This window comes from Pseudomonas sp. 10S5, assembly GCF_035019745.1.
Classification (GTDB): domain Bacteria; phylum Pseudomonadota; class Gammaproteobacteria; order Pseudomonadales; family Pseudomonadaceae; genus Aquipseudomonas.
On the sequence record NZ_JASJVL010000028.1, the window covers coordinates 17,080 to 41,947 of the forward strand.

The following is a 24,868-nucleotide window of genomic DNA, read 5'->3' on the forward strand; positions in this document are numbered from 1 at the left end:
GAAAGGGCGTAATGATTCCCTACACGGCGACGGACTAGCCTCTGGCTATATCATTGGGCCAACGAACGTTGATCCCCGTAGCGCGCGATTATCTAGTAGCCCGCGCTACAACGCATCAGGTCCGATGAACTATTTCTCGCTTTTCCATCTAATTAATCCGGACGCTTCACGGTAAACCCCCGTTTAACTCTCAAGCAAAAATGTCACAGGGCCATCATTGACTAGGTGCACCTGCATATTTGCACCGAATTGGCCCGTTTCGACCGAGCCATGCATGACTTTAGCCTGCGCTACTAGATAGCTGAACAGCTCAGCTGCCAACTGCGGCGGCGCCGCTTTTGAAAAACTCGGACGCAAGCCGCTTTTAGTCTCTGCGGCCAACGTGAACTGCGAGACCAGCAACAGACCGCCGCCGATATCAACCAGTGACAGGTTCATTTTGCCGTCGGCATCGCTGAACACTCGGTAGTTCATCAACTTGCGCAGTAGCGTGTCGGCACTCGATTGAGTGTCTTGAGGCTCTACACCGATCAATACCAATAATCCCTGATCAATAGCGCCCACAATTTCGCCTGCCACTTCGACTCGAGCATTACGCACTCGCTGTAAAAGACCTTTCATTACTGATGCTTAAGCCTCTTCTGGCGGTAAATCGAGCAGGCGCCGGCCAATCTGGTTCGCTGCGCGCACTAACGCATCGGTGATGCACGGTTCCGATGCAGCATGCCCGGCGTCACGAATCACCTGCAATTCACTGTTTGGCCAGGCTTGATGCAATTCCCACGCATTATCCAGCGGACAAATCACGTCATAACGGCCATGGACGATGACGCCCGGTAAATGCGCAATTTTAGGCATGTCGCGAATCAGCTGATTCTCTTCCAGGAAGGTATTGTTAGAGAAGTAATGGCATTCGATACGGGCAATGGACAACGCGCGTTGCGGCTCGGAAAACCGATCAAGCACCGCCGGATTAGGCCGCATCGTAGCGCAGCGCCCTTCCCAAATTGACCAGGCCTTGGCCGCGTGCATCTGCGCAATCTGATCAGTGCCGGTCAAGCGTTTGTGAAACGCCGCGAGCAAATCACCCCGCTCGTCCAGTGGAATGGGCGCCAGATAATCCTGCCAATAGTCCGGGAACAGTCGGCTTGCGCCTTTCTGATAAAACCATTCGATTTCCTGCGCACGGGCTAAAAAGATCCCGCGCAAAATCAATGCATGCACGCGCTCAGGATGGGTTTGAGCGTAAGCCAATGCTAACGTCGAGCCCCAAGACCCTCCGAACAACACCCACTTTTCGATACCTAGGTGCTCACGGATTCGCTCCAAGTCTTGTACCAAATGCCAAGTGGTGTTGTTTTCAAGGCTGGCGTGGGGAGTTGAACGGCCGCAGCCGCGTTGGTCGAAGGTGATGATGCGGTACATGTTCGGATCAAAAAACCGACGACTTTGAGCATCACAACCCGAGCCAGGGCCGCCGTGGATGAATACGACCGGCAAACCCTCGGGCGACCCACTTTCATCGACGTACAACACATGAGGCTTTTCCACAGCCAGATCATGCCGGGCGTAGGGTTTGATCTGCGGGTACAAAGTCTGCATAGGTGCTCCAAAGGGGGCTTTTGTTTATCTACCGTTCGGCATCATAAACCCGAATCGCGGAATGATCATGCCCTTAGAGAAACAGGGGCTTTGAAGATTGAAAAGTCGGATGGAACGATCAATGCAAGCATTTGGACAATCGCAATTACTCGCGAACCAGACACCCGTACCCCTGTCGAAGGGACTAGAGTAAAACATCCCCAATCCTAATTCGTCTGCTCGTTAGAGGTCGCATAGATGTCAGAGGAACCGCTTGTTCGTGACACCGAGGTAGCTGCATTTCGCGCCGCTGTACTCGAAAAACTCACTTATGCGGTGGGCAAAGACCCAGATCATGCGTTTGAACATGACTGGTTTGAAGCCGTCGCCCTGGCTGCGCGCGACCACATGGTTGAGCACTGGATGGACCATACGCGGCAGATTTACCGCAAAGGCCAGAAACGGGTCTACTACCTTTCCCTCGAATTTTTAATCGGCCGCTTGCTCTACGACAGCTTGAGCAACCTGGGGTTATTGGAAATCGCCCGCGAGGCCATTGCCGAGCTGGGTGTGGACCTGGAACGTATTCGCCTGCTGGAACCCGACGCTGCGCTGGGTAATGGTGGTCTTGGCCGCTTGGCCGCATGCTTTATGGAAAGCATGTCCACACTTGGTGTTGCCGCCCACGGTTACGGAATTCGCTATGAGCACGGTTTGTTCCGTCAAGCCGTGGTCGACGGCTGGCAGCAAGAACAAACCGAGAACTGGCTGGATTTCGGCAACCCTTGGGAATTCGAACGTGCGGAAGTGATCTACCCGGTCGGCTTCAGCGGCAGCGTCGAAACAGTCACTAATGAAGACGGTGAGCAACGACAAGTCTGGCGTGCGGGTGAAACAGTTCGAGCCGTAGCGTATGACACCCCTGTCGTCGGCTGGCGCGGATCAAGCGTTAATACGTTGCGTTTGTGGCGGGCACGGGCAGTGGAAGACCTGCATCTAGAGCGCTTCAACGCAGGCGACCACTTTGGTGCCGTAGCGGAAGTGGTTCGAGCCGAAAGCATTTCTCGGGTGCTTTACCCCAACGACAGCACCGAGGCGGGCCAAGAACTACGCCTGCGCCAAGAGTATTTCTTCGTCTCAGCGTCGCTCCAGGATCTGCTGCGCCGGCACCTGAACATGCATGAAACGCTATACAGCCTGGCCGACCACGCCGCGATTCAGATGAACGACACTCACCCCTCAATTGCCGTCGCTGAGTTAATGCGCCTGCTGATGGACACCCACGGCATCCCTTGGGATGCCGCCTGGAAAATCACTGTCGAAACGCTGGCCTATACCAACCACACCTTGCTTCCCGAGGCTTTGGAAACTTGGTCTGTGGGCTTGATGGAGCGGATGCTGCCTCGACACATGCAGATCATTTACCTGATAAATGCCCTGCACATTGATCAGTTGCGCGCCAAAGGCATTCACGATTTCGAGGTGCTGCGTGCCGTGTCGTTGATTGAAGAAGACAACGGCCGCCGTGTTCGGATGGGCAACCTGGCATTCATCGGCTCACACAGCATCAACGGTGTTTCGGCCCTGCACACCCAGTTGATGCGCAAAACTGTGTTTGCACAATTGCACAAGCTCTACCCGGATCGGATCAACAACAAAACCAACGGCATTACCTTCCGCCGCTGGCTGCATCAGGCAAACCCGTTGCTCACGGGGATGCTGGTTGAGGCATTGGGCGTTGATATGCTCGATAACGCTGAAACACGCTTGATCGAACTTGAGCCGTTTGCCGAAAAGGCCACGTTTCGCAAACAGTTCATGGAGCAGCGCCTGAAGAGCAAAAAAGCGCTGGCGAATATTATTCAAGAGCGCCTGGGAATTGTGGTCGATCCCGAAGCGATGTTCGACGTACAGGTCAAACGTATTCACGAATACAAACGGCAGCTGCTTAACCTGTTTCATACCGTTGCGCTGTATCAAGCGATGCGTGCGGAGCCGGGGACAAACTGGGTGCCTCGGGTCAAGATATTCGCCGGCAAAGCAGCGGCCAGTTACCACACGGCTAAATTGATCATCAAGTTGACCAATGACATTGCCCGAACCGTGAATAACGACCCAACGGTGCGCGGCATGCTCAAAGTCGTGTTCATGCCGAACTACAACGTCAGTTTGGCCGAAAGCATTATTCCCGCTGCAGACCTGTCGGAGCAGATCTCCACGGCGGGCCTGGAAGCGTCGGGCACCAGCAACATGAAGTTCGGCCTCAATGGCGCACTGACCATCGGCACATTGGATGGCGCCAACGTGGAAATGAGCGAGCTGATCGGCCTCGATCATATGTTCATATTCGGCCTGACCTCACAACAAGTCGAAGCGCGCAAACGTATCGGCGACTACAGCGCCGATGCGGACGTTGCCGCGTCGCCCAGACTCAATGACGTGTTACAAGCGATTCGGGGCGGTGTATTTTCGCCGGATGATCCGAATCGCTACGTTGGCTTGATCGATCAATTGCTGGCGTATGACCGTTTTCTGGTCTGTGCGGATTTCGAATCGTATTGGCAGGCACAAGCCAAAGTAGAAGCGATGTGGCACGACCCCAAAAGCTGGTGGCGCTCCGCCGTGCTCAACACCGCACGCATGGGCTGGTTCTCATCGGACCGAACCATTCGTGAATATTCCAATGATATTTGGAGGGCATTGGAGGAATAGAAAGCTGCAGAGATAGGCAGAATTACTGGAGGGGAGCGAATTTATCCGCCCCCCCCCCAGTATTCGGTCAAACCGTTTCACAATCTAAAACGAATCCCCTCGCGGCCTGCAAAATCTTGACCGGGCGCACCTGTTGATCTCCGTTTTGAGGCTACTCTCACCCCACACATGAACTCTCTGAGTCAGATCCCAGTCTGACTGGAGTATTACGTGCCCACTCGCGTTAAACTGCGCGGGCTTTTTATCCCCCACCTACGGAGCTCTCCATGTCCCGCGTTACCCTGAGTCGTTATTTGATTGAGCAGACCCGCAGCAACAACACTCCTGCCGATCTGCGCTTCCTTATCGAAGTGGTGGCGCGCGCCTGCAAGGAAATCAGCCATGCCGTCTCCAAAGGCGCATTGGGTGGGGTGCTCGGCAGCATGGGCACTGAAAACGTACAGGGCGAAGTGCAGAAAAAGCTCGACGTGATTTCCAACGAAATCCTGCTCGAAGCCAACGAATGGGGCGGTCACTTGGCCGGCATGGCGTCCGAAGAAATGGACAATGCCTACCAGATCCCGGGCAAATACCCAAAAGGCGCGTACCTGCTGGTATTTGACCCACTGGACGGCTCGTCGAACATCGACGTTAACGTCTCGGTCGGCACCATTTTCTCGGTATTACGTTGCCCGGACGCCCACCTGAGCCAGAACGATACCCTGAGCGAGCAAGCATTCCTGCAACCTGGCACCAAGCAGGTCGCGGCCGGCTATGCCATCTACGGCCCGCAGACCATGCTGGTCCTGACACTGGGCGACGGCGTCAAAGGCTTCACGCTGGACCGCGAATTGGGCAGCTTCGTCCTGACCCACGAAGACATGCAGATTCCTGAGTCCACCCAGGAGTTCGCCATCAACATGTCTAACCAGCGTCACTGGGAAGCTCCGGTCAAACGCTACGTGGAAGAGCTGCTGGCGGGCGAAGACGGCCCGCTGAAAAAGAATTACAACATGCGCTGGATCGCGGCCATGGTTGCCGACGTGCATCGCATCCTGACCCGTGGCGGCATGTTCATGTACCCACGCGACAGCCGCGACGCCTCGAAACCCGGCAAACTACGCCTGATGTACGAAGCCAACCCGATGTCGTTCATCGTGGAACAAGCCGGCGGGATGTCCACCGACGGCCATCAGCGCATCCTCGACATTCAGCCACAAGGCCTGCACCAGCGGGTTGCGGTGTTCCTCGGCTCCAAAGAAGAAGTCGAGCGCGCCACGTCTTATCACAAGGAATAAACCTTGGTCGCCCCCTGGCAGCCGTTGCTTGAATGGTGGTTCGGTTCAGCCGAATCGCCTTTTGAAGTCGAAAAAGCCAAGGGCAAGCTGTGGTTCGGCAAGAAAAAAAGCCAGGACAGCGAGGCGCATCAGCGTTTCGCGGTTCAGGTAGAGCAAGCACTGGCCGGCGACTTGTCCGACTGGGCACAGAGCCCGCAAGGCTGGTTAGCGCTGGTGCTGCTGCTCGACCAACTCCCCCGCATGATCTTTCGTGACACACCCAAGGCGTTCGCCGGGGACACCCGTGCGCAAACTGTTGTCGCTGAGGGGCTAGCGCTCGGCCTCGATCAAAAGCTATCGGCCATCCAAAGCACCTTCATTTATATCGTTCTGGAGCACAGCGAAAACCTGGTTCATCAAGATCAGGCCATCGCACTGCTGGCCAAACTGCTGGATGCACAGCCCGACGCTGATCGCCCGGTTATTGCCAGCAATCTGGATTACGCGAAAAAGCATCAAAGAGTGATTGCCCGGTTCAAGCGCTTTCCCCATCGCAACGAGGTGTTGGGGCGGGAGTCGACGGCTGAGGAGGTTTTGTTTTTGCTGGGGCGTGGGTCCAGGTTTTGATCGCCTAAATACCGACTAGACGCATGGACACCCTGACCCTCTTTGATGGCAGCGGCACATAACCAATTCCCTGGTCGTCAATCTTTCGCGAATCCTTTGTTCCATCAAGGCTGGCTATATATTTTCGGTTAATAATCCGCCCTGCCGTTTGGCTATCGGTTGCGCGGAAGAACAGCACAAGCGGCTTTGGCTGTGGCGGTGGGTTCTCTACTGCCGCCATTATTCTGCGGTGGCGAGCGTGCGGCTCGTAATCCCCCATGTCAAACGTGCGCGCCTCAGGCTTCGTCAGCACCCACTCGCCGCGCTCAATCTGCTCCCAGACATAACGATCGCGAAAGACCATCGAGGCGCGTCGCAATTCGGCCAAACCTTCGATTTTCCGATGCCCAGCTAAAAGTCTTTTGACTATCACCAAGGCTTCAGCGGGAGAATGGACGTATTTTTCTTCTCCCATGTTGAGTTTACGACGATGCACCAACTTCATGCCGACGCTCCCTCATTCCAGTAGTCGGAGCCCATCGTTCCGCAGGTTTCATGAGTCGAGCTGTTGTTCCGATACGTAAACGTAACAGTTTCCAATTGAGTGATATGAGCAAATGCAGGATCGCGCCAATGTGGCATTGCGATATGTATATCGGTAATCAGGGCGTCTTTATAGACCATGGTAAAAAAATGCTCATGAAAACCATTAGGTGAAATTCGATACCAGTCAAACTTGCATTGGCTCAGTGTTTCACCCGTGCGCCACGCTTCAAACAGTAATGGGGTCGACTTATCGAGCATCTTGGTAATGGTGAAGGGCCCATGAACCCGATGGCCGGGCTGCGCCCCTTGGGGTCGACCAAAATGCTGATCAAATGAATCCACCAGAATTTGATCTTCTCGCCCGAGCTGGTAGTTGTTGCCAATCGACTCTAACGACGAACAGCCCTCAGTAATCAATTTTTGTTTTTCGCCGATAATGGTCAAGTAGGGTGGCATAGGCATAGGGTACTCCTGGGTTTGGTATAGGTATTTTAGATAGCGTTAGTTGACGTAAACTTGCACAGGATGAATGTTCAAAACCATTAGGCAGATTTAACAACGACAACTCATGGATAAGGTGTCCAAGGCTTACCAACATTCAGGAAAATTCGGTAGCGTTCTTCTTCGGGGTGTTTACTGTCCTTAGATCGATTCATTGCCAACAAGGCCTGGTATTTATCACCGGCATACCAATAGGTTGTTCCACCGATGGGCCCGTTGCGCAATTGAGCACGCCATTGCGGTGTATCAGCGAAGGGCGGGAATCTTTTTTGTTTTTTATCTTCCCAACCACCCCGACGCCATTGATCCTGAAGATCCAAGACGACCTGTAGGGCGTCATCGAGTAACAAGGGCTCGGTTTGCGGATATATAGTCAAGCTCTGAATAATGTTGTCGTTGAATATAACGTAGAAATCAGAGCTCTTTGGAGTGACAAAACCATACTGCGGGTCGATGAATCTTAACTGCGCGTCGGACTTTGGCCAGCCAGGCCATGTTCCCTCACCGGGGAAAGGCAAACTAAAGCGGGCTGATGAACGCTTGAGCATCTCCTCGTAGGTGCCGCCTATTTCGAGAGCGATCTCCCGTTCGTACCATGACCGCAAGACATCTGCTGCCCATAACGTCAGGAGCATCAGGCAGACCCAGTATCGCCGCTTCATCGAACCCCCGCCCCTTCGGCAATTTCCTTGATCGACTGTTCCAGCAATGGACGATTTTCGTCGCCCAGCATCTCGTCGAAACGCGCCGCGGCCTGAAATACGAAGGCTATGCGCTGCTTGTAAACTGACAAGTCTGCAAACGGATTACTGCTGAATTCGAGGGTGCGCCCATCCACGACTGGCTGGCATTGGCTCGCCAAGGTCAATTCAATCGCTTGCGCCACGCCCGATGGAAAACCGGTTACATAGGAAACATGGTTACCGCGCAGTAACAGTTTGAGCTGTGGGTCTTTGTAGATGGCGGGCTGCAGAATATTGCGTTGCTCATGTACCGCCAATTTCCTCACACTCCCGGCAATATCCCCCCTTTCTATCGCCTCGAAGGCCAGCAGTATTTCTAAATGGCTACGACCGAACTCAAGCGTCTCCTTTCCCACCGGCCACAACACCGGAAACTTTGGATGGCCATAAATGGTCTCGCGCTCGTCCAAACAGGTTTTTAACTCTTCAATCCCACGTTTTTTGTAAAACGCATGCAACGGGAAAATATCGAGGAACAAGGTGGTATTGCCCAGCGCCAACATGTCGTAAACGTACTGAAACTGTTGCTGCATCAAGGATGACGGTTCCGCTCCCAAACTTAGGTCGCTTAGAGGAACAGGATTGTTGCCGCGGGCGGTTTGGTAATCGTCCAGTGCCTGCTGATCTGTATCTTTGAAGATGTAGGCCCCCAGAAAACCGGGATTCGATGCCGCATTGGAGTCGATCAAGCGCTGCCTTGCGTCGCGTTCTGCCTGAATAACCTCAGTCATATCGGCCGCATGCAACAATCCGCACCCCACTTGCTTGGAGGCAAACGCTGCGAGGCCGGCCCACTGGAAACGATTATCGTGCAGCCACAACCGGGCATAGGCGGCGTTGATCGCGCGATTGCGTTCGATGGGGTCGGCGATTAGGACGCCGCCGGGAGCGACAATTTCTTCGGCTTCGCGTTGGAAGACTCGCCAGAGTCCAGAGCAGGTCAAAAACGGCACGTCGACGACGTCCTGCATGACCCCGTAAAGCTCGATCCGGTGCGTCTCGCATTCTTCGATGGGCTTGGTGTTGTGATTCAACAACTGTTTGTCGCATTCGTGGTCTTTGAAACACTGGGTCATGGCGCTGGCTCCGGACAGGAATTTCGCCACCCTATCAGCCAAAAAACCGAAGTGAAATATCGTGAAAAAAATGGAGAGGAGGCCTACAAACACTGCTGAAATACCGTACAAACACAGCAGAAAAAACCTACAGCGCTCTGCCCAATTTTTACCGGTCCAGCCATTGCCAGCAGACTGGTTCCGCGAAGAAGCACTCCCTTTGACCGGCCGGGAACCAGTTTGCTTATTTCTCTTCTAACCTATTGCTGTCCGCTTGGCGTTTTCTGCGCCGTGGCGACGCCCCCTCACTTGTTGGAGCTTCAATTCATGTCTTTGCGCACCGTCGCGTTGTTGTCGTTTTGTGTATTGTTAGCCGCTTGCAGCAAGGTGACTCAGGAAAATTACTCCAAGTTGTCGGCAGGCATGGATAAGGCGCAAGTCGAGAATCTGTTGGGTAGCCCGACCGAATGTTCGGGTGCATTGGGTATGTCCAGTTGCACATGGGGCGATAAAGTGAGTTTTATCAGCGTCCAGTACGGCGGTGACAAAGTGCTGATCTACTCGGGCCAAGGCTTAAAATAAGCCGCTAGGGAGAACGTGATGCGTTTATGGGTTGGGTTGATGGCGAGTCTGTTTTTAGCGGGCTGCACACATTCTTCGAGCGATCTGATCGAGCCGAAAACGGTCGATCATGTGGACCTCAAACGGTACCAAGGGACGTGGTACGAACTGGCAAGGCTGCCGATGTTCTTTCAGCGCAACTGCGCTCAATCGCAAGCGCTTTACGTACTCAAAGAGGATGGCAATATCGGCGTAACCAATCGTTGCCGTAAGCTGGACGGCACGTGGGAGCAAGCCACAGGCACGGCGTCGCCGCAGGTAGCGGGCAAAACCGACAAGTTGTGGGTTGTCTTCGACAACTGGTTCTCGCGACTGTTTCCGAGCTTGGCGAAGGGCGATTATTGGGTGCTGTATGTCGACGACGGTTACAAGACCGCTCTAGTGGGGAACCCGGATCGCAAATACTTGTGGCTGTTATCACGCACGTCGAAAGTGTCCGAGGCGACGAAACAGGACTTGTTGGCCAGGGCACGGCAGCAGGGCTACGACACGACCAAGCTGATCTGGCGGGTGGATGATTCGATGATCATCAAGCCGGATAAGCTATAGACGTCACTCTGGAGCTAACGTGTTGGCGAAGCGGCTTGGTGCGGTGCATCGGGTAACACGCCTGGCCAACACGTTGGCTCTACGGAGATAGGTGTCTGGCGCGGATCTGTGGGCCAAAGGCTAACCCAACAACTCCCGCAACACCTGAGCAAACGCACGATTACTGTGTTCTTCATCAGCATGCCGGCCGTTGCGGATCACCCAACGCCCGTTGACCATGACGTCGCGAATCTGCCGGTCACTGCCCGCAAACAACCAACGGTTAAGAATCGCATCACCGGCGGCCGTCGACAGGTAGGGATCGTTACCGTCCAGCACCAGCCAATCCGCACGCTGCCCGACGTTCAGCGAACCAATCGCCTGCCCCATTGCTTGCGCGCCACCGCTGAGTGCCGCATCGAACAACGTGCGTCCAACCATCGGCTGATCACGGCGGTACACGCGATTGCGTCGCTGATCGCGCAAACGCTGACCATATTCCAGCCAGCGCAGCTCTTCGACCACGCTCAATGACACATGACTGTCCGAGCCAATCCCCCAACGGCCGCCCTGCGCGATGTAGTCCACCGCCGGAAAAATACCGTCCCCCAAGTTGGCTTCAGTGGTCAGGCACAACCCGGCAATCGCGCCGCTATCAGCCATCAGCGCCACTTCTTCCGGGTTAGCGTGGGTGGCGTGAACCAGGCACCAGCGCTGATCGACCGAGGCGTTTTCATACAACCATTGCAGCGGACGCCGACCGCTCCAGCTCAGGCAGTCATCCACTTCCTTCTGCTGCTCGGCGATATGAATATGCACCGGGCAGAGTGAGTCGCTGGCGGCCAGTACGTCGCTGATTTGCCGCGGCGTTACCGCGCGCAACGAGTGAAAGCATAAGCCCAAGGATTGCGCTGGCTGCTGGGCAAGAATCGGCAGTAGACGCGCTTGTAGGTCGAGGTAACTGTCAGTGGTGTGGATAAATCGGCGCTGACCTTCGTTAGGCGCCTGACCGCCAAACCCAGAGTGGCTGTACAACACCGGCAACAAGGTCAGACCTATACCGGCTGAACTCGCGGCCTGGCTGATGTGCAGGGCCAGTTCAGCAGGGTTTGCGTAAGGCTTGCCGGTGGTGTCCTGGTGTACGTAATGAAATTCAGCGACTGAGGTGTAACCGCCCTTGAGCATCTCGATGTACAACTGCCGAGCGATGACCCCAAGCTGCTCTGGATTGATCTGCCCCACCAAGCGGTACATCAACTCTCGCCACGTCCAGAAACTGTCATTGGGGTTGCCCGCCACTTCGGCCAAACCGGCCATCGCACGCTGGAACGCATGGGAATGCAGGTTGGGCATTCCCGGCACCAATGGCCCTTTGAGGACCTCGGCGCCCTGGGCATCGGCATCGGCTTGAACGCTCGTCAGCACCCCATTGGCGCTGACATCGAGACGAACATTGTTGGCCCAGCCGGTGGGCAATAATGCGCGCTCGGCAAAGAAGACGGACATGGACCTGCACCCCATCGTGTAATTTGTATATACATATACAGACGTTTGTCTGCTCGGTAAACTGCGGCAAGCTTGTCGTCGGTCGGGTTAATGGTTAGCTTGAGCGCTTCTGCGCCTTAGACCCACTTCCCGAATCATCACCTATCGAACAAGGATTTCACTGTGCCGACTCCGCCTGCCCTCTCTCCACTGGCTGCCCAGATGGGTGACAGTCCGGCGCCTTTATACGCGCGCGTGAAGCAGATGATCGCCCAGCAAATCCAGAATGGCACGTGGGCGCCGCATCATCGCGTGCCGTCGGAAAGTGAACTGGTGACCCAACTGGGCTTCAGCCGCATGACCATCAACCGAGCCCTGCGTGAACTGACCGCCGAAGGCCTGTTGGTGCGTATGCAAGGCGTCGGTACGTTTGTCGCCGAGCCCAAAAGCCAGTCAGCGCTTTTTGAAGTACACAACATCGCCGATGAAATTGCCTCGCGCGGCCATGTTCATACTTGCAAAGTCATCATCCTGAACGAAGAAGCCGCAGGCTCCGAACGGGCCCTGGCCTTGGACATGCGTGAAGGCCAGCGGGTATTTCACTCGCTGATCGTGCATTTCGAGAATGACATCCCGGTGCAAATCGAAGACCGCTTCGTCAACGCTCAGGTAGCGCCGCACTACCTGATGCAGGACTTCACCAAACAAACGCCTTACGCCTATCTGTCGCAAGTCGCACCGCTGACCGAGGGTGAACACGTGGTCGAAGCCATTTTGGCTGAAGAACTGGAATGCGAGTTGCTGCAAATCGAACGCGGTGAGCCGTGCCTGCTGATTCGCCGCCGCACATGGTCAGGTCGTCAGCCGGTGACCGCCGCACGCCTGATTCACCCCGGCTCCCGGCATCGCCTGGAAGGACGTTTCAGCAAATGAGTCAACTGACCGTTCTACGCGCCGCCGACTACCCGCGCATGCCGTGGAAAAACGGTGGTGGCAGCACTGAGGAAATCACCCGCGACGCCGGCACCGGAATGGACGGTTTTGGCTGGCGTCTGTCGATTGCCGACATCGCCGAATCGGGCGGCTTTTCCAGCTTTCCCGGCTACCAGCGAATCATCACGGTGCTGCAAGGCGACGGCATGACATTGCACGTCGACGGCCAGATCACGCGTGCACTGCTGCCCTTGGATCCGCTGGCATTTAGCGGCGAGAGCCAAGCCAGCTGTACATTGCTCGGCGGCGACATACGTGACTTCAACCTGATTTACGCGCCACACCGTTACAACGCCCGCCTGCAATGGATCGACGGACATCAGCGTTTTTTCAGTTCTGCTGGCACAGTGCTGGTCTTCAGCGTGACAGAGGGTTTGAGCGTCACCACAGGCACCTCCACCCACGGTCTGGGCAAGCATGACTGCCTGCAACTGGACGGTAACCCCGGCTTGTTGGAATTGTCGGTCAACGAAACCTGCTGTGTGATCGAACTGACTGCGATTTGATAAGTCCGCAAAACCCTAGCCCGATTGAACGGAACACCGATGGCCACCAAGGACAACGAACCGCTGAGCCCTGCCACACTGGATCGCATCGACGAAGTCATTCTCGATGTTCTAAGCCGCGACGGTTAAAGCCGGTATAGCCAGCATTCGCTAAACGCTTTTACGCGCACCAACCCCTCGCACGCTGTTACCGAACGCCCCAGCGTAGCGCGAAATCGCTCATCTATTCGCCAACCGGCGACCGCACCCAATCACCGCCCATCACTTTTAATCCTGCCAAGACCCCTCTGTTTCGGGCCTTCTATTGCTCTGGAAAACTTTCTTCTGGACACCCAAATGAAGTTGGTCTTACGATTGCATATGCTTGTATGTACAAGTAAAGATGTGTGCACATAGCTGTGACGGTAACCGCCCTGCTACCCATGCATCCGAACGATGAATTTTATTGGCTGAATCCGCTTCGCCTGTTCGAGAAACTCGACACCGACCGGCTTGCCCACTTCGCTGAGGAGTTTTTTCGTGACTGACAATAACCACTGGACCCCTGAAACCTGGACCCGCCATCGTGACGTTGAAGTTCGCGCCGCCCGTGGGACCAAGCTGACCGCCAAGAGCTGGATGACCGAAGCGCCGCTGCGAATGTTGATGAACAACCTCGACCCGGAAGTGGCAGAGAACCCGAAAGAACTCGTGGTTTACGGTGGCATCGGCCGCGCCGCGCGTAACTGGGAATGCTACGACAAGATCGTCGAAAGCCTGACCAACCTGAATGACGACGAAACCCTGCTGATTCAATCCGGCAAACCGGTGGGCGTATTCAAGACCCACAGCAACGCGCCACGGGTGCTGATTGCCAACTCAAACCTGGTGCCACACTGGGCCACTTGGGAACACTTCAACGAACTGGATGCCAAGGGCCTGGCCATGTACGGCCAGATGACTGCCGGCAGTTGGATCTACATCGGCAGCCAAGGCATCGTTCAAGGCACTTACGAAACCTTTGTTGAAGCCGGTCGCCAACACTACAACGGCAGCTTGGAAGGCAAATGGGTACTGACCGCTGGCCTGGGCGGAATGGGCGGTGCTCAACCGTTGGCCGCAGGCATGGCCGGTGCGTGCTCGCTGAACATTGAATGCCAACAGAGCCGTATCGATTTCCGCCTCAAGACTCGCTATGTAGACGAGCAAGCAATCGATCTCGACGACGCATTGGCCCGTATCGCCAAATACACCGCTGAAGGCAAAGCCATCTCCATCGCGCTGTGCGGTAACGCTGCCGAGATCCTCCCGGAAATGGTTCGCCGTGGCGTGCGCCCGGATATGGTCACTGACCAAACCAGCGCCCACGACCCACTCAACGGTTACTTGCCGGCTGGTTGGACCTGGGAAGAATACCGCGCCCGCGCCCTGACTGAGCCTGCGAACGTGGTTAAAGCCGCCAAGCAATCGATGGCGGTTCATGTTCAAGCGATGCTGGACTTCCAGAAAGCCGGCGTGCCGACCTTCGACTATGGCAACAACATCCGCCAGATGGCCAAAGACGAAGGCGTAGCCAACGCGTTCGACTTCCCAGGATTTGTGCCCGCTTACATTCGCCCACTGTTCTGCCGCGGTGTAGGCCCTTTCCGTTGGGCGGCCTTGTCTGGCGACCCGGAAGACATCTACAAAACCGACGCCAAGGTCAAAGAGCTGATCCCGGACGACGCCCACCTGCATAACTGGCTGAACATGGCCCGCGAGCGCATCGCGTTCCAGGGTTTGCCAGCACGTATTTGCTGGGTGGGCCTGGGCCAGCGCGCCAAGCTCGGCCTGGCGTTCAACGAAATGGTCCGCAGCGGCGAGTTGTCGGCACCGGTTGTGATCGGCCGTGACCACCTGGACTCCGGTTCAGTGGCCAGCCCGAACCGCGAAACCGAGTCAATGCAGGATGGTTCCGATGCGGTCTCTGACTGGCCGTTGCTCAACGCCCTGCTCAACACCGCCAGTGGCGCAACGTGGGTGTCTTTGCACCACGGCGGCGGCGTTGGCATGGGCTTCTCGCAACATTCTGGCATGGTGATTGTGTGCGACGGTTCCGACGAAGCGGCAGAACGTATCGCCCGCGTGCTGCACAACGACCCAGCGACCGGTGTCATGCGCCACGCCGACGCGGGTTATCAAATCGCGATTGATTGCGCCAACGAGCAGGGTTTGAACCTGCCGATGCTGAATCGCTAACCCCGCCATTGTGGGACCGAATTCATTCGGGAATGGATAAACGCGGTGTGTCAGACATGCCGCTTCCCCAATGAATTCGGTCCCACAGGTTTTCACGCTGTGCCCTGATGTCCCTACCGCATTCCCCCATAGAGGTGGTCGCATGGCTGTTCCAGATGATCGCGTTGCCAACCAATCCCTGATCGAAAGGCGTTCGATCGATTACATTCCGGACGCTGAAAGACACGGTCGTCTGTTCAGTCAGTTCACGTTGTGGCTAGGCGCCAACCTACAAGTCACTGCCATCGTCACCGGGGCCTTGGCCGTGGTGCTGGGCGGTGATGTGTTCTGGTCGTTGGTGGGTTTGCTGATCGGCCAATTGCTGGGCGGCGGCGTGATGGCGTTGCACGCGGCTCAAGGCCCGAAGCTGGGCCTGCCGCAAATGATCTCCAGCCGCGTGCAGTTTGGCGTGTACGGCGCGGTGATTCCGTTGGTGTTGGTATGTTTGATGTACATCGGCTTTTCCGCCAGCGGTTCGGTGCTTGCCGGGCAGGCAGTGGCGCAGCTGATTCACGTCCCGGACTGGCAGGGTATCCTTATTTTCGCTGCGCTGATCGTGGTGGCGACCATTTTTGGTTACCGGGTCATCCATGTGATCGGCCGGATAGCGAGCGTGATTGGCATCATCGCCTTTGTTTACCTGTTCGGCGCGCTGCTAGCTGGAAATGATATCGGCGCCCTGTTGGGCAACAAGCACTTTTCCCTCGCCAGCTTCCTGTTAGCGATGTCGTTGTCGGCGTCCTGGCAGATCGCGTTTGGTCCCTACGTGGCGGACTATTCGCGCTATTTGCCGCGCAGAACCTCAGCAGTAAAAACCTTCTGGGCCGTTGGCCTGGGGTCGGTTATCGGTGCGCAGGCGTCGATGGTGTTCGGTGTGTTTGCAGCAGCGTTAGCCGGTAAGTCCTTCGCCCACCATGAAGTCTCGTTCATCGTCAGCCTCGGCGGCACAGGAGTGGTTGCGGCTCTGCTGTATTTCAGCGTCGCGTTTGGCAAGGTCACGATCACCACCCTCAACGCCTATGGCAGCTTCATGTCGATTGCCACCATCGTCAGCGGCTTTCGCGGCAGCCGGCACATCTCCACTGGCCTGCGTCTGGCCTATATTTTCGGCATGGTCGGCGTCGCCACACTGTTGGCATTGGCGGGCAAAGATTCGTTCCTCAAGGATTTCTCGGCGTTCATCCTGTTTCTGCTGGCGTTCTTTACCCCGTGGAGCGCGATCAACCTGGTGGATTTCTATTGCGTCACCAAAGAACGCTACGACATCCCGGCGCTGTCCGATCCCGATGGCCGTTACGGTCGCTGGAACTGGATTGGCATCGGTGTGTACGTGTTCGGTGTGGTGATTCAGATGCCGTTCATTGCCACTCAGTTTTACACCGGTCCCTTGGTCGAGCGCCTGGGTGATACCGACATTTCATGGATCATTGGGCTGGTCGTGCCCGCCGTCGTGTATTACCTGATCGCGAAGAAATGGCACAGCCCGATTCCTGACCGGCTGATTCTCCTGGAGGAGTCCGATGCCCCGCAAACAATAGCAACACATTCGCGGGCTCGGACAGCAATGAACTGACGACCATAAAATGCACTCGTTAATGGGAACAACAGTGAACGCCGAAGCCATTCAGCGGGCTGAGACGATGGAATTGTGCGTGTTTTCGTCTAAGACGAATCAAGCATGGACAACCAAAGTACGCCGCGAATCGCCTAAGCTGATCGGCCTGACCGCCGTTTTGCTACTCCTATTTGATCGAGAGCCTTCTATGTTCCCCGAGAGCTTCACTTTCTCCATCGCTGACTGGGTCAATCGATGGGTCGACACGCTGGTGATTAACTATGGCGACGTGTTTCGTCAGATCTCAAACACCCTGCTGTGGGCCATCGTCAACCTTGAAGCCCTGCTGCGCCTGGCGCCATGGTGGCTGATGCTAGCGATTGTCGGCGGCATTGCCTGGCACGCGACACGCAAGCTGTTCACGACAGTTGTGATTGTTGGTCTGCTGTTCCTGGTGGGCGCCGTAGGCCTGTGGGACAAACTGATGCAAACCCTCGCCCTGATGCTAGTGGCGACGATTATTTCAGTGGCGATTGGTATTCCGCTGGGCATCCTGACGGCGCGCAACAACCGACTTAGGTCGGTGATGATGCCGTTGCTGGACATCATGCAGACCATGCCCAGCTTCGTGTACCTCATACCCGTGCTGATGCTGTTTGGCTTGGGCAAAGTACCCGCGATTTTTGCCACGGTGATTTACGCCGCGCCGCCGCTGATCCGCCTGACCGATCTGGGTATTCGTCAGGTCGACGGTGAAGTTATGGAGGCAATCAACGCCTTTGGCGCTAATCGCTGGCAACAGTTGTTCGGTGTACAACTGCCGCTGGCGCTGCCGAGCATCATGGCCGGGATCAACCAGACCACGATGATGGCCTTGTCGATGGTGGTGATCGCCTCAATGATTGGCGCACGCGGGCTGGGTGAAGACGTGCTGGTCGGGATTCAAACCCTCAATGTCGGCAAAGGACTGGAAGCCGGTCTGGCCATCGTGATTCTCGCGGTGGTCATCGACCGCATCACGCAGGCCTACGGTCGACCACGGCATGAGGCGACCAAATGAGCGAAGCGATGAGTAAGATCGTCGTCAGAAACGTCTTTAAAATCTTCGGCAATCGCTCGACAGAGGCGCTGCGAATGATTAAAGACCACAAATCCAAGGATCAGGTATTGGCACAAACCGGCTGTGTAGTCGGGGTCAGCGACCTGTCGCTGTCTATTGAAAGCGGCGAAATTTTTGTAATCATGGGGTTGTCCGGCTCCGGCAAATCGACCTTGGTGCGTCACATCAACCGCCTGATCGACCCTACTAGCGGGCAGCTTCTGGTGGATGGCGAAGACATCCTTGGCTACGACATGGAAGCCTTGCGTCAATTTCGTCGGCATAAAATCAGCATGGTGTTTCAAAGCTTCGGCCTGCTGCCACACAAGACCGTAGTCGATAACGTGGCGTACGGCTTGAAAGTCCGTGGTGAGTCCAAGACGTTCTGTGCCGAGCGCGCGATGCACTGGATCGGCGCCGTGGACCTCAAGGGTTATGAAGATAAATATCCGCATCAGCTGTCGGGCGGCATGCGTCAGCGCGTAGGACTTGCCCGCGCATTGGCGGCTGACACCGACATCATTTTGATGGACGAAGCCTTTAGCGCACTCGACCCGTTAATCCGCGCCGAGATGCAAGACCAACTGCTGGCGCTGCAAGCCAGCTTGCACAAAACCATCGTATTCATCACCCATGATCTTGACGAAGCACTGCGCATCGGCAACCGCATTGCCATCCTTAAGGACGGTCAGTTGATCCAAGTGGGTACGCCCAAAGAAATTCTATATTCACCCGCAGACGAATACGTAAATCGGTTCGTACAACGGCGGGTGGCCACCATTTGATGGAGTAACAACGTGACTGAGCTTAACCTGATTCCCGGCACCCTGACATTGGCGCAACTGCGTGAGATTTATCACCACCCGGTCAACCTTAGCCTGCATGAAAGCGCCTCACAGCAGATCGAAAACAGCGTGGCCTGTGTTGAGCAAATTCTCGCCGAAGACCGCACCGCCTACGGTATCAACACCGGTTTCGGTCTGCTGGCCTCGACGCGCATTGCCAGCGAGGATCTGGAAAATCTTCAGCGCTCATTGGTGTTGTCCCATGCCGCCGGGATCGGTCAGCCGATCAGTGATGAGCTGGTGCGTCTGGTCATGGTACTCAAGGTCAACAGCCTCAGCCGTGGTTTCTCCGGTATTCGTCGTCAGGTCATCAACGCCTTGATCGCGCTGATCAATGCCGAGGTTTACCCGCACATTCCACTCAAGGGTTCGGTGGGCGCGTCGGGCGATCTTGCACCTTTGGCGCACATGTCACTGGTGCTGCTGGGTGAAGGCAAAGCCCGCTACAAAGGCGAATGGCTGGAAGCGACCGAAGCCTTGGCCGTAGCCGGGTTGAAGCCGCTGACACTGGCCGCAAAAGAAGGCTTGGCATTGCTCAACGGCACCCAGGTGTCCACTGCGTTCGCGTTGCGTGGTCTGTTCGAAAGTGAAGACCTGTTCGCCGCTGCGATGGCCTGTGGTGCGTTAACCGTGGAAGCGGTGTTGGGTTCGCGTGCACCATTCGACGCACGGATTCACGCAGCCCGGGGCCAACGCGGCCAAATCGACGCCGCTGCGTGCTACCGCGACCTGTTAGGCGACAGCAGCCCGATTTCTGATTCCCACCGAGATTGCGACAAGGTCCAAGACCCGTACTCGCTGCGCTGCCAACCGCAAGTCATGGGCGCCTGCCTGACTCAACTGCGTCAGGCCGCTGAAGTGTTGGGCATCGAAGCCAACGCGGTGTCGGACAACCCGTTGGTGTTTGCGGCTGAGGGTGAAGTGATTTCAGGCGGTAACTTCCACGCCGAACCGGTAGCGATGGCCGCCGATAACCTGGCCCTGGCCTTCGCCGAAATCGGCGCCCTTAGCGAGCGCCGTATCTCGCTGATGATGGATAAGCACATGTCGCAATTACCGCCGTTTCTGGTGGCTAATGGCGGGGTGAACTCCGGCTTCATGATTGCCCAAGTGACCGCCGCCGCACTGGCCAGCGAGAACAAAGCCTTGGCGCATCCGCACAGTGTCGACAGCATTCCAACTTCGGCCAACCAGGAAGACCACGTTTCCATGGCACCGGCTGCGGGTAAGCGTCTGTGGGAAATGGCCGAAAATGTACGCGGTATTCTCGCTGTGGAATGGTTGGCCGCCTGCCAGGGTCTGGACTTTCGTGAAGGCTTGAAAAGCTCGCCGAAACTGGAACAAGCACGCACCGCCCTGCGCAGCAAAGTATCCTTCTACGACAAGGACCGTTTTTTTGCGCCAGACATCGAAGCCGCCATGCAGTTGTTGGCGTCCAAATGCTTGAACACGTTAATCCCGGCGAACGTATTACCAAGCTTGTAAACCACTCCTGTAGGAGCCAACGTGTTGGTGAAAGCCTGACGCGGTATGCCTGACATACCGCCTCGCCAACAGGTTGTTGGCTCCTAACGTTATGACTGCGGAGACCCTAGATGAAAACGCTCTGGAAGCACTGCCACGTAGCGACGATGGCGCAGGGCAGCTACTCAATTATCGAAAACGCCGCCATTGTCACCTCAGGCGAACTCATCGAGTGGATTGGGCCGCAAGCCGATGCCCCAACCGAAGACTTCACTAGCGTCATCAGCCTCGACGGCGCGTGGGTAACCCCCGGCTTGATCGACTGTCACACTCACACCGTATTCGGCGGCAACCGCAGTGGCGAGTTTGAGCAACGATTGAACGGCGTGAGCTACGCGCAAATCGCGGCGGCAGGCGGAGGAATCGCCAGCACCGTGCGCGCTACCCGAGCAGCCAGCGAGGACGAGCTGTTCGCCAGCGCCGAACAACGCCTCAAGCGTTTGCTACACGACGGCGTTACCACCGTGGAAATCAAGTCCGGCTACGGCCTGGATTTGGCCAGCGAACGCAAAATCCTGCGGGTCATTCGGCGTCTGGGCACCGTGCTTCCGGTCACGGTTCGCAGCACGTGCCTGGCGGCCCACGCATTGCCACCGGAATACAAGGATCGCGCCGACGACTACATCCACCACATTTGCAGCGTGATGCTCCCGGCATTGGCGGCAGAAGGCTTGGTGGACGCAGTGGATGCGTTCTGCGAATACCTGGCGTTCTCACCGGCACAGGTTGAACAAGTGTTCATTTGCGCGGGCGAACTGGGTTTACCGGTGAAGTTACACGCCGAGCAGTTGTCATCCTTAGCCGGATCGAGTCTTGCGGCGCGCTATCAGGCGCTGTCGGCGGATCACCTGGAATTCATGAGCGAGGCTGACGCTATCGCCATGGGCGCTGCCGGAACCGTCGCCGTATTGCTGCCTGGCGCGTACTACTTTCTTCGGGAAACCCAACTACCGCCGATGGATGCGTTGCGTAAGCACGGGGTCGATATCGCCATCGCTACCGATCTGAACCCCGGCACCTCGCCCGCGCTATCCCTGCGATTGATGCTGAACATGGCCTGCACCTTGTTCCGCATGACCCCGGAAGAAGCCTTGGCCGGCGTGACTCTCAACGCCGCTAAAGCATTGGGATTGGGCGACACCCATGGTTCACTGGAAGTGGGCAAGTTTGCTGACTTTGTGGCTTGGAAGATCGAACGACCAGCGGATTTGGCCTACTGGCTTGGTGGTGATTTGGACAAGCGGATCGTGCGGCATGGGGTTGAGTCGGTGTGAGTAATGCGCGCCTACAATTGAATGTCATATGTTTTATTTAACAGGAGGCACTTGTGGACAAGGTTCTGAATTTCAAACGTGGCCGGTTGCCGCTGCTGATCAGCATGCCCCACGCCGGGTTAAATTTGACCCCGGCGGTGAAAACAGGCTTGGTGGACGCGGCGCACAGCCTGCCGGACACCGACTGGCACATCCCGACGCTGTATGACTTCGCCGAAGAACTGGGCGCCAGCACCTTGGCCGCTGAATACTCGCGCTTCGTCATCGACCTCAATCGACCGTCAGATGACAAGCCGCTGTACGTTGGTGCGACCACCGGGTTGTACCCGGCCATCCTGTTCGACGGCGAGCCGCTGTTCCGCGAAAACCAGATGCCCAGCACCGAAGAACGCGCAACGTATCTGGCGCAGATATGGACGCCGTATCACCAGACGCTGCAACAAGAGTTGGCGCGCTTACGCGACGATTTTGGTTATGCGCTGCTGTTCGATGCGCACTCGATCCGGGGCTCGATTCCGCATTTGTTTGAAGGCCGTTTGCCGGACTTCAACCTCGGCACTTTCAATGGCCTGAGCTGCGACACGGAACTGGCCACCTTGCTCCAAGCCACGTGCGCAGCGGCCACCGATTACACCCACGTACTGAATGGGCGCTTCAAAGGCGGCCACATCACTCGCCACTACGGAGACCCGGCCAACAACATCCACGCCGTACAACTTGAGCTGGCGCAAAGCACGTACATGGAAGAATACGAGCCGTTCAACTACCGCAAGGATTTGGCTGAACCGACGCAAAAGGTTCTGAAAAATCTGCTGCAAGGCATGATTGAGTGGGGCCAGAAGCGATTTTCCAACTAAACACCGTGTCATCCTTTTCGCAAGCAAGCTTGCGAAGACGATGTCATGGGCAACGCTTATTTTCTGAGCAACCGCAGACCGTTAAACACCACCAACAAACTCACACCCATGTCAGCGAACACCGCCATCCACATAGTCGCCATGCCCGCGAAGGTGATCGCCAGGAAAACCGCCTTGATCACCAGCGCCAGCACGATGTTCTGCTTCAGAATCGCCGAGGTCTGGTGTGACAGTCGGATAAACGCCGGGATCTTGCGCAAGTCATCGTCCATCAACGCCACATCCGCAGTTTCAATTGCGGTGTCGGTGCCTGCGGCAGCCATGGCGAAACCAATCTCCGACCGCGCCAACGCCGGGGCGTCGTTGATGCCGTCACCTACCATCCCGATCCGATGCCCCTGGGCATACAATTGCTCAATGGCCTGCAACTTGTCTGCTGGCAATAAATTACCCTGCGCCTGTTCAATCCCCACTTGCTCGGCAATTGCCTTGGCGGTGTGCGGGTTGTCGCCAGTCAGCATCACAGTTTTGATGCCCAATTCGTGCAATTGGCGGATCGCTTCACGGGAGCTGTCCTTGACCGTATCGGCCACTGCGAACAGCGCCAGCGGGCCGGACTGATCACACAGCAGGACCACGGTTTTGCCTTGGATTTCCAGCGCATCGAGCTTCTCTTCCAGTGCGACGGAACACAGCGCCAGCTCTTCGACGAGGCGGTGGTTACCCAAGTAATAAACCCGACCCGCGACTTCGCCCTTCACTCCACGACCCACTAGCGCCTCGAACGCCTGCACGTCGTGTAGCGAAACGCCCTGTGTATCCGCGGCCTTGGCGATGGCTTGGGACACCGGATGGTCCGAGCGATTGGCCAGGCTGGCGGCGATGGCGACGGCATCAGTCGTCAGCGCCTCAAGCAACATGAAATCGGTCTGCACCGGTTTGCCGTGGGTGATGGTCCCGGTTTTATCCAGCGCTAAATAATTGAGCCGATGCCCGTTTTCCAAATACACACCGCCCTTGACCAAAATCCCTTTACGCGCAGCAGCAGCCAAACCGCTGACAATGGTCACCGGGGTGGAAATCACCAACGCACAAGGACACGCAACCACCAACAGCACCAGCGCCCGATAGATCCAATCGAACCAGACCGCGCCCATGAACAGCGGCGCGATGATTGCCACGGCCAAGGCCAAGATAAACACCGCTGGCGTGTATATTTTCGAGAAGCTGTCGACAAACCGCTGGGTCGGCGCCCGCGAGCCTTGCGCCGCTTCCACCGCATGGATGATTCGCGCCAAGGTCGAATTGTTGGCCGCCGCCGTCACCGTATATTCCAGTGAGCCCGATTGATTGAGGGTGCCGGCGAAGACTTTATCGCCCACGGTCTTTTCTACCGGCAGGCTTTCTCCGGTAATAGATGCCTGATCAATGGTCGAACTGCCGGACACCACATCGCCGTCCAAACCAATGCGCTCACCGGGCTTAATCCGTACACGAGCGCCCAGCTCGATGTGTTTCACGTCTTGCTCAACCCATGAACCGTCGACCTGTTGCACGGTGGCAACGTCCGGGGTCATCTGCATCAAACCGCCGATGGCATTGCGTGCGCGGTCAAGAGATTTGGCTTCGATCAGTTCCGCCACGGTGAACAAGAACATCACCATGGCCGCTTCTGGCCACTGCCCAATCAACACAGCACCGGTCACCGCGATGCTCATCAGCGCATTGATGTTCAAGTTGAAGTTCTTCAGGGCGATCCAGCCCTTTCTGTAGGTGCTCAGGCCACCGCTCAAAATCGCAATGATCGCCACCAGCGCAACCACCCACGTTGGCGCCAACTGAGTAAAGTGAATCACTTCGGAGGCCAACGCGGCGACGCCCGACACAGCCAGCGGCCACCAGGATTTTTTCTGCGGCATCGGTGCGGGCGCGGCGAGATCAGCGCCCTTCTCAATCGGCTCGGCATGCATGCCTATCGACTTGATGGCTTCAATGATTGGATCGACGCAAGGCAGATCGTGGGTCACTGCCAGCACCCGATTGATCAGGTTGAATTCCAACTGCTGAACACCGGCGAGCTTGCCCAGTTTGTTCTGGATCAAGGTTTGCTCGGTAGGACAGTCCATTTGCTCGATGCGAAAACTGCTCAGCCGGCCAGCCGAAGCAGACGACGTAGCGATTTTAACGATGGCCGGAGCGCTAGCGCTCGAACAGCAGCCGTGGTCATGATCATGGGCGGCGGGCAGTTTGACGTGGCGGTGTTCGAGGGAATTCATAAGGGTGTCCTTGTTGGCGCTTATTGCCAAGTGAACACCCTGTAGCCAC

At 56.5% G+C, this 24,868-nt stretch carries 22 protein-coding genes; 14 read left to right on the forward strand and 8 right to left on the reverse strand.

The features are described 5' to 3' along the window. Window positions 1–183 precede the first annotated feature (183 nt). Complete coding sequence (gene dtd / locus QN378_RS22085) at window positions 184–621, reverse strand: D-aminoacyl-tRNA deacylase (protein WP_322206375.1); 438 nt, start codon at window positions 619–621, stop codon at window positions 184–186. Between the two features lie 9 nt (window positions 622–630). Continuing rightward, window positions 631–1,602, reverse strand: a complete 972-nt coding sequence (gene pip, locus QN378_RS22090; protein ID WP_322206374.1) for a prolyl aminopeptidase — start codon at window positions 1,600–1,602, stop codon at window positions 631–633. 237 nt (window positions 1,603–1,839) lie between these two features. Between pip and QN378_RS22095 the strand changes: the two genes are divergently transcribed. The 3 genes from QN378_RS22095 (at window position 1,840) to QN378_RS22105 (ending at window position 6,176) form a co-directional block, all read left to right on the forward strand. Next, a complete protein-coding gene (locus tag QN378_RS22095; protein ID WP_322206373.1) occupies window positions 1,840–4,293 on the forward strand; it encodes a glycogen/starch/alpha-glucan phosphorylase in 2,454 nt (817 codons plus the stop codon). Window positions 4,294–4,559: 266 nt separating this feature from the next. Continuing rightward, the gene (locus QN378_RS22100; RefSeq protein ID WP_322206372.1) at window positions 4,560–5,570 is read left to right on the forward strand and encodes a class 1 fructose-bisphosphatase; all 1,011 of its coding nucleotides are present in this window, start codon (window positions 4,560–4,562) and stop codon (window positions 5,568–5,570) included. A gap of 3 nt (window positions 5,571–5,573) precedes the next feature. Next, complete coding sequence (locus QN378_RS22105) at window positions 5,574–6,176, forward strand: DUF924 family protein (RefSeq protein WP_323550652.1); 603 nt, start codon at window positions 5,574–5,576, stop codon at window positions 6,174–6,176. 4 nt (window positions 6,177–6,180) lie between these two features. On the opposite strand, the gene QN378_RS22110 is transcribed toward QN378_RS22105, so the two are convergent. The 4 genes from QN378_RS22110 to QN378_RS22125 form a co-directional block, all read right to left on the reverse strand. Then, window positions 6,181–6,660 (reverse strand): hypothetical protein, encoded by a 480-nt coding sequence (locus QN378_RS22110; protein WP_323550651.1) that lies wholly within the window; start codon window positions 6,658–6,660, stop codon window positions 6,181–6,183. Then, window positions 6,657–7,163 carry an Hcp family type VI secretion system effector gene (locus QN378_RS22115; protein WP_323550650.1) on the reverse strand — a complete coding sequence of 169 codons (507 nt, stop codon included), beginning with the start codon at window positions 7,161–7,163 and terminating at the stop codon, window positions 6,657–6,659. The genes QN378_RS22110 and QN378_RS22115 overlap by 4 nt, the downstream gene beginning before the upstream one ends. A gap of 104 nt (window positions 7,164–7,267) precedes the next feature. Beyond that, window positions 7,268–7,837, reverse strand: a complete 570-nt coding sequence (locus QN378_RS22120) for a hypothetical protein (protein WP_322206368.1) — start codon at window positions 7,835–7,837, stop codon at window positions 7,268–7,270. Between the two features lie 23 nt (window positions 7,838–7,860). Further along, window positions 7,861–9,021 carry a DUF2515 family protein gene (locus tag QN378_RS22125; protein ID WP_323550648.1) on the reverse strand — a complete coding sequence of 387 codons (1,161 nt, stop codon included), beginning with the start codon at window positions 9,019–9,021 and terminating at the stop codon, window positions 7,861–7,863. 306 nt (window positions 9,022–9,327) lie between these two features. On the opposite strand from QN378_RS22125, the gene bamE reads away from it, so the two are divergent. Continuing rightward, window positions 9,328–9,582 carry an outer membrane protein assembly factor BamE domain-containing protein gene (gene bamE / locus QN378_RS22130; protein ID WP_322167198.1) on the forward strand — a complete coding sequence of 85 codons (255 nt, stop codon included), beginning with the start codon at window positions 9,328–9,330 and terminating at the stop codon, window positions 9,580–9,582. An 18-nt stretch (window positions 9,583–9,600) separates the two neighbouring features. Beyond that, window positions 9,601–10,170: a lipocalin family protein gene (locus QN378_RS22135; protein WP_322206365.1), complete on the forward strand. Its 570-nt coding sequence runs from the start codon at window positions 9,601–9,603 to the stop codon at window positions 10,168–10,170. A gap of 120 nt (window positions 10,171–10,290) precedes the next feature. Here QN378_RS22135 and QN378_RS22140 read toward each other — a convergent pair whose 3' ends face one another. Then, window positions 10,291–11,655, reverse strand: coding sequence for a formimidoylglutamate deiminase (locus QN378_RS22140; protein WP_323550646.1), 1,365 nt, complete (start codon window positions 11,653–11,655; stop codon window positions 10,291–10,293). Between the two features lie 201 nt (window positions 11,656–11,856). Here QN378_RS22140 and hutC point away from each other — a divergent pair, with 201 nt between their 5' ends. From hutC to hutG, 9 genes are all read left to right on the forward strand, one after another. Continuing rightward, window positions 11,857–12,567 carry a histidine utilization repressor gene (gene hutC, locus QN378_RS22145; RefSeq protein ID WP_322170660.1) on the forward strand — a complete coding sequence of 237 codons (711 nt, stop codon included), beginning with the start codon at window positions 11,857–11,859 and terminating at the stop codon, window positions 12,565–12,567. Then, entirely contained in the window at window positions 12,564–13,133 is a 570-nt protein-coding gene (locus QN378_RS22150) for a HutD family protein (protein ID WP_323550645.1), read from the forward strand. Before hutC ends, QN378_RS22150 begins: the two co-directional genes overlap by 4 nt. Window positions 13,134–13,652: 519 nt before the next feature. Then, entirely contained in the window at window positions 13,653–15,350 is a 1,698-nt protein-coding gene (gene hutU, locus QN378_RS22155; protein WP_322206361.1) for a urocanate hydratase, read from the forward strand. A 142-nt stretch (window positions 15,351–15,492) separates the two neighbouring features. Further along, a complete protein-coding gene (locus QN378_RS22160) occupies window positions 15,493–16,962 on the forward strand; it encodes a cytosine permease (protein WP_322206360.1) in 1,470 nt (489 codons plus the stop codon). Between the two features lie 190 nt (window positions 16,963–17,152). After that, window positions 17,153–18,004, forward strand: a complete 852-nt coding sequence (locus QN378_RS22165; protein WP_322206988.1) for a proline/glycine betaine ABC transporter permease — start codon at window positions 17,153–17,155, stop codon at window positions 18,002–18,004. Continuing rightward, window positions 18,001–18,828, forward strand: coding sequence for a glycine betaine/L-proline ABC transporter ATP-binding protein (locus QN378_RS22170; RefSeq protein ID WP_322206359.1), 828 nt, complete (start codon window positions 18,001–18,003; stop codon window positions 18,826–18,828). The genes QN378_RS22165 and QN378_RS22170 overlap by 4 nt, the downstream gene beginning before the upstream one ends. Window positions 18,829–18,840: 12 nt before the next feature. Then, complete coding sequence (gene hutH / locus QN378_RS22175; RefSeq protein WP_323550642.1) at window positions 18,841–20,373, forward strand: histidine ammonia-lyase; 1,533 nt, start codon at window positions 18,841–18,843, stop codon at window positions 20,371–20,373. A gap of 110 nt (window positions 20,374–20,483) precedes the next feature. Next, window positions 20,484–21,686 (forward strand): imidazolonepropionase, encoded by a 1,203-nt coding sequence (gene hutI, locus QN378_RS22180; RefSeq protein ID WP_322206357.1) that lies wholly within the window; start codon window positions 20,484–20,486, stop codon window positions 21,684–21,686. Between the two features lie 53 nt (window positions 21,687–21,739). Continuing rightward, window positions 21,740–22,543 (forward strand): N-formylglutamate deformylase, encoded by an 804-nt coding sequence (gene hutG / locus QN378_RS22185; RefSeq protein ID WP_323550640.1) that lies wholly within the window; start codon window positions 21,740–21,742, stop codon window positions 22,541–22,543. A 56-nt stretch (window positions 22,544–22,599) separates the two neighbouring features. On the opposite strand, the gene QN378_RS22190 is transcribed toward hutG, so the two are convergent. Next, window positions 22,600–24,819 carry a heavy metal translocating P-type ATPase gene (locus QN378_RS22190; protein WP_323550638.1) on the reverse strand — a complete coding sequence of 740 codons (2,220 nt, stop codon included), beginning with the start codon at window positions 24,817–24,819 and terminating at the stop codon, window positions 22,600–22,602. Window positions 24,820–24,868: the final 49 nt, after the last annotated feature.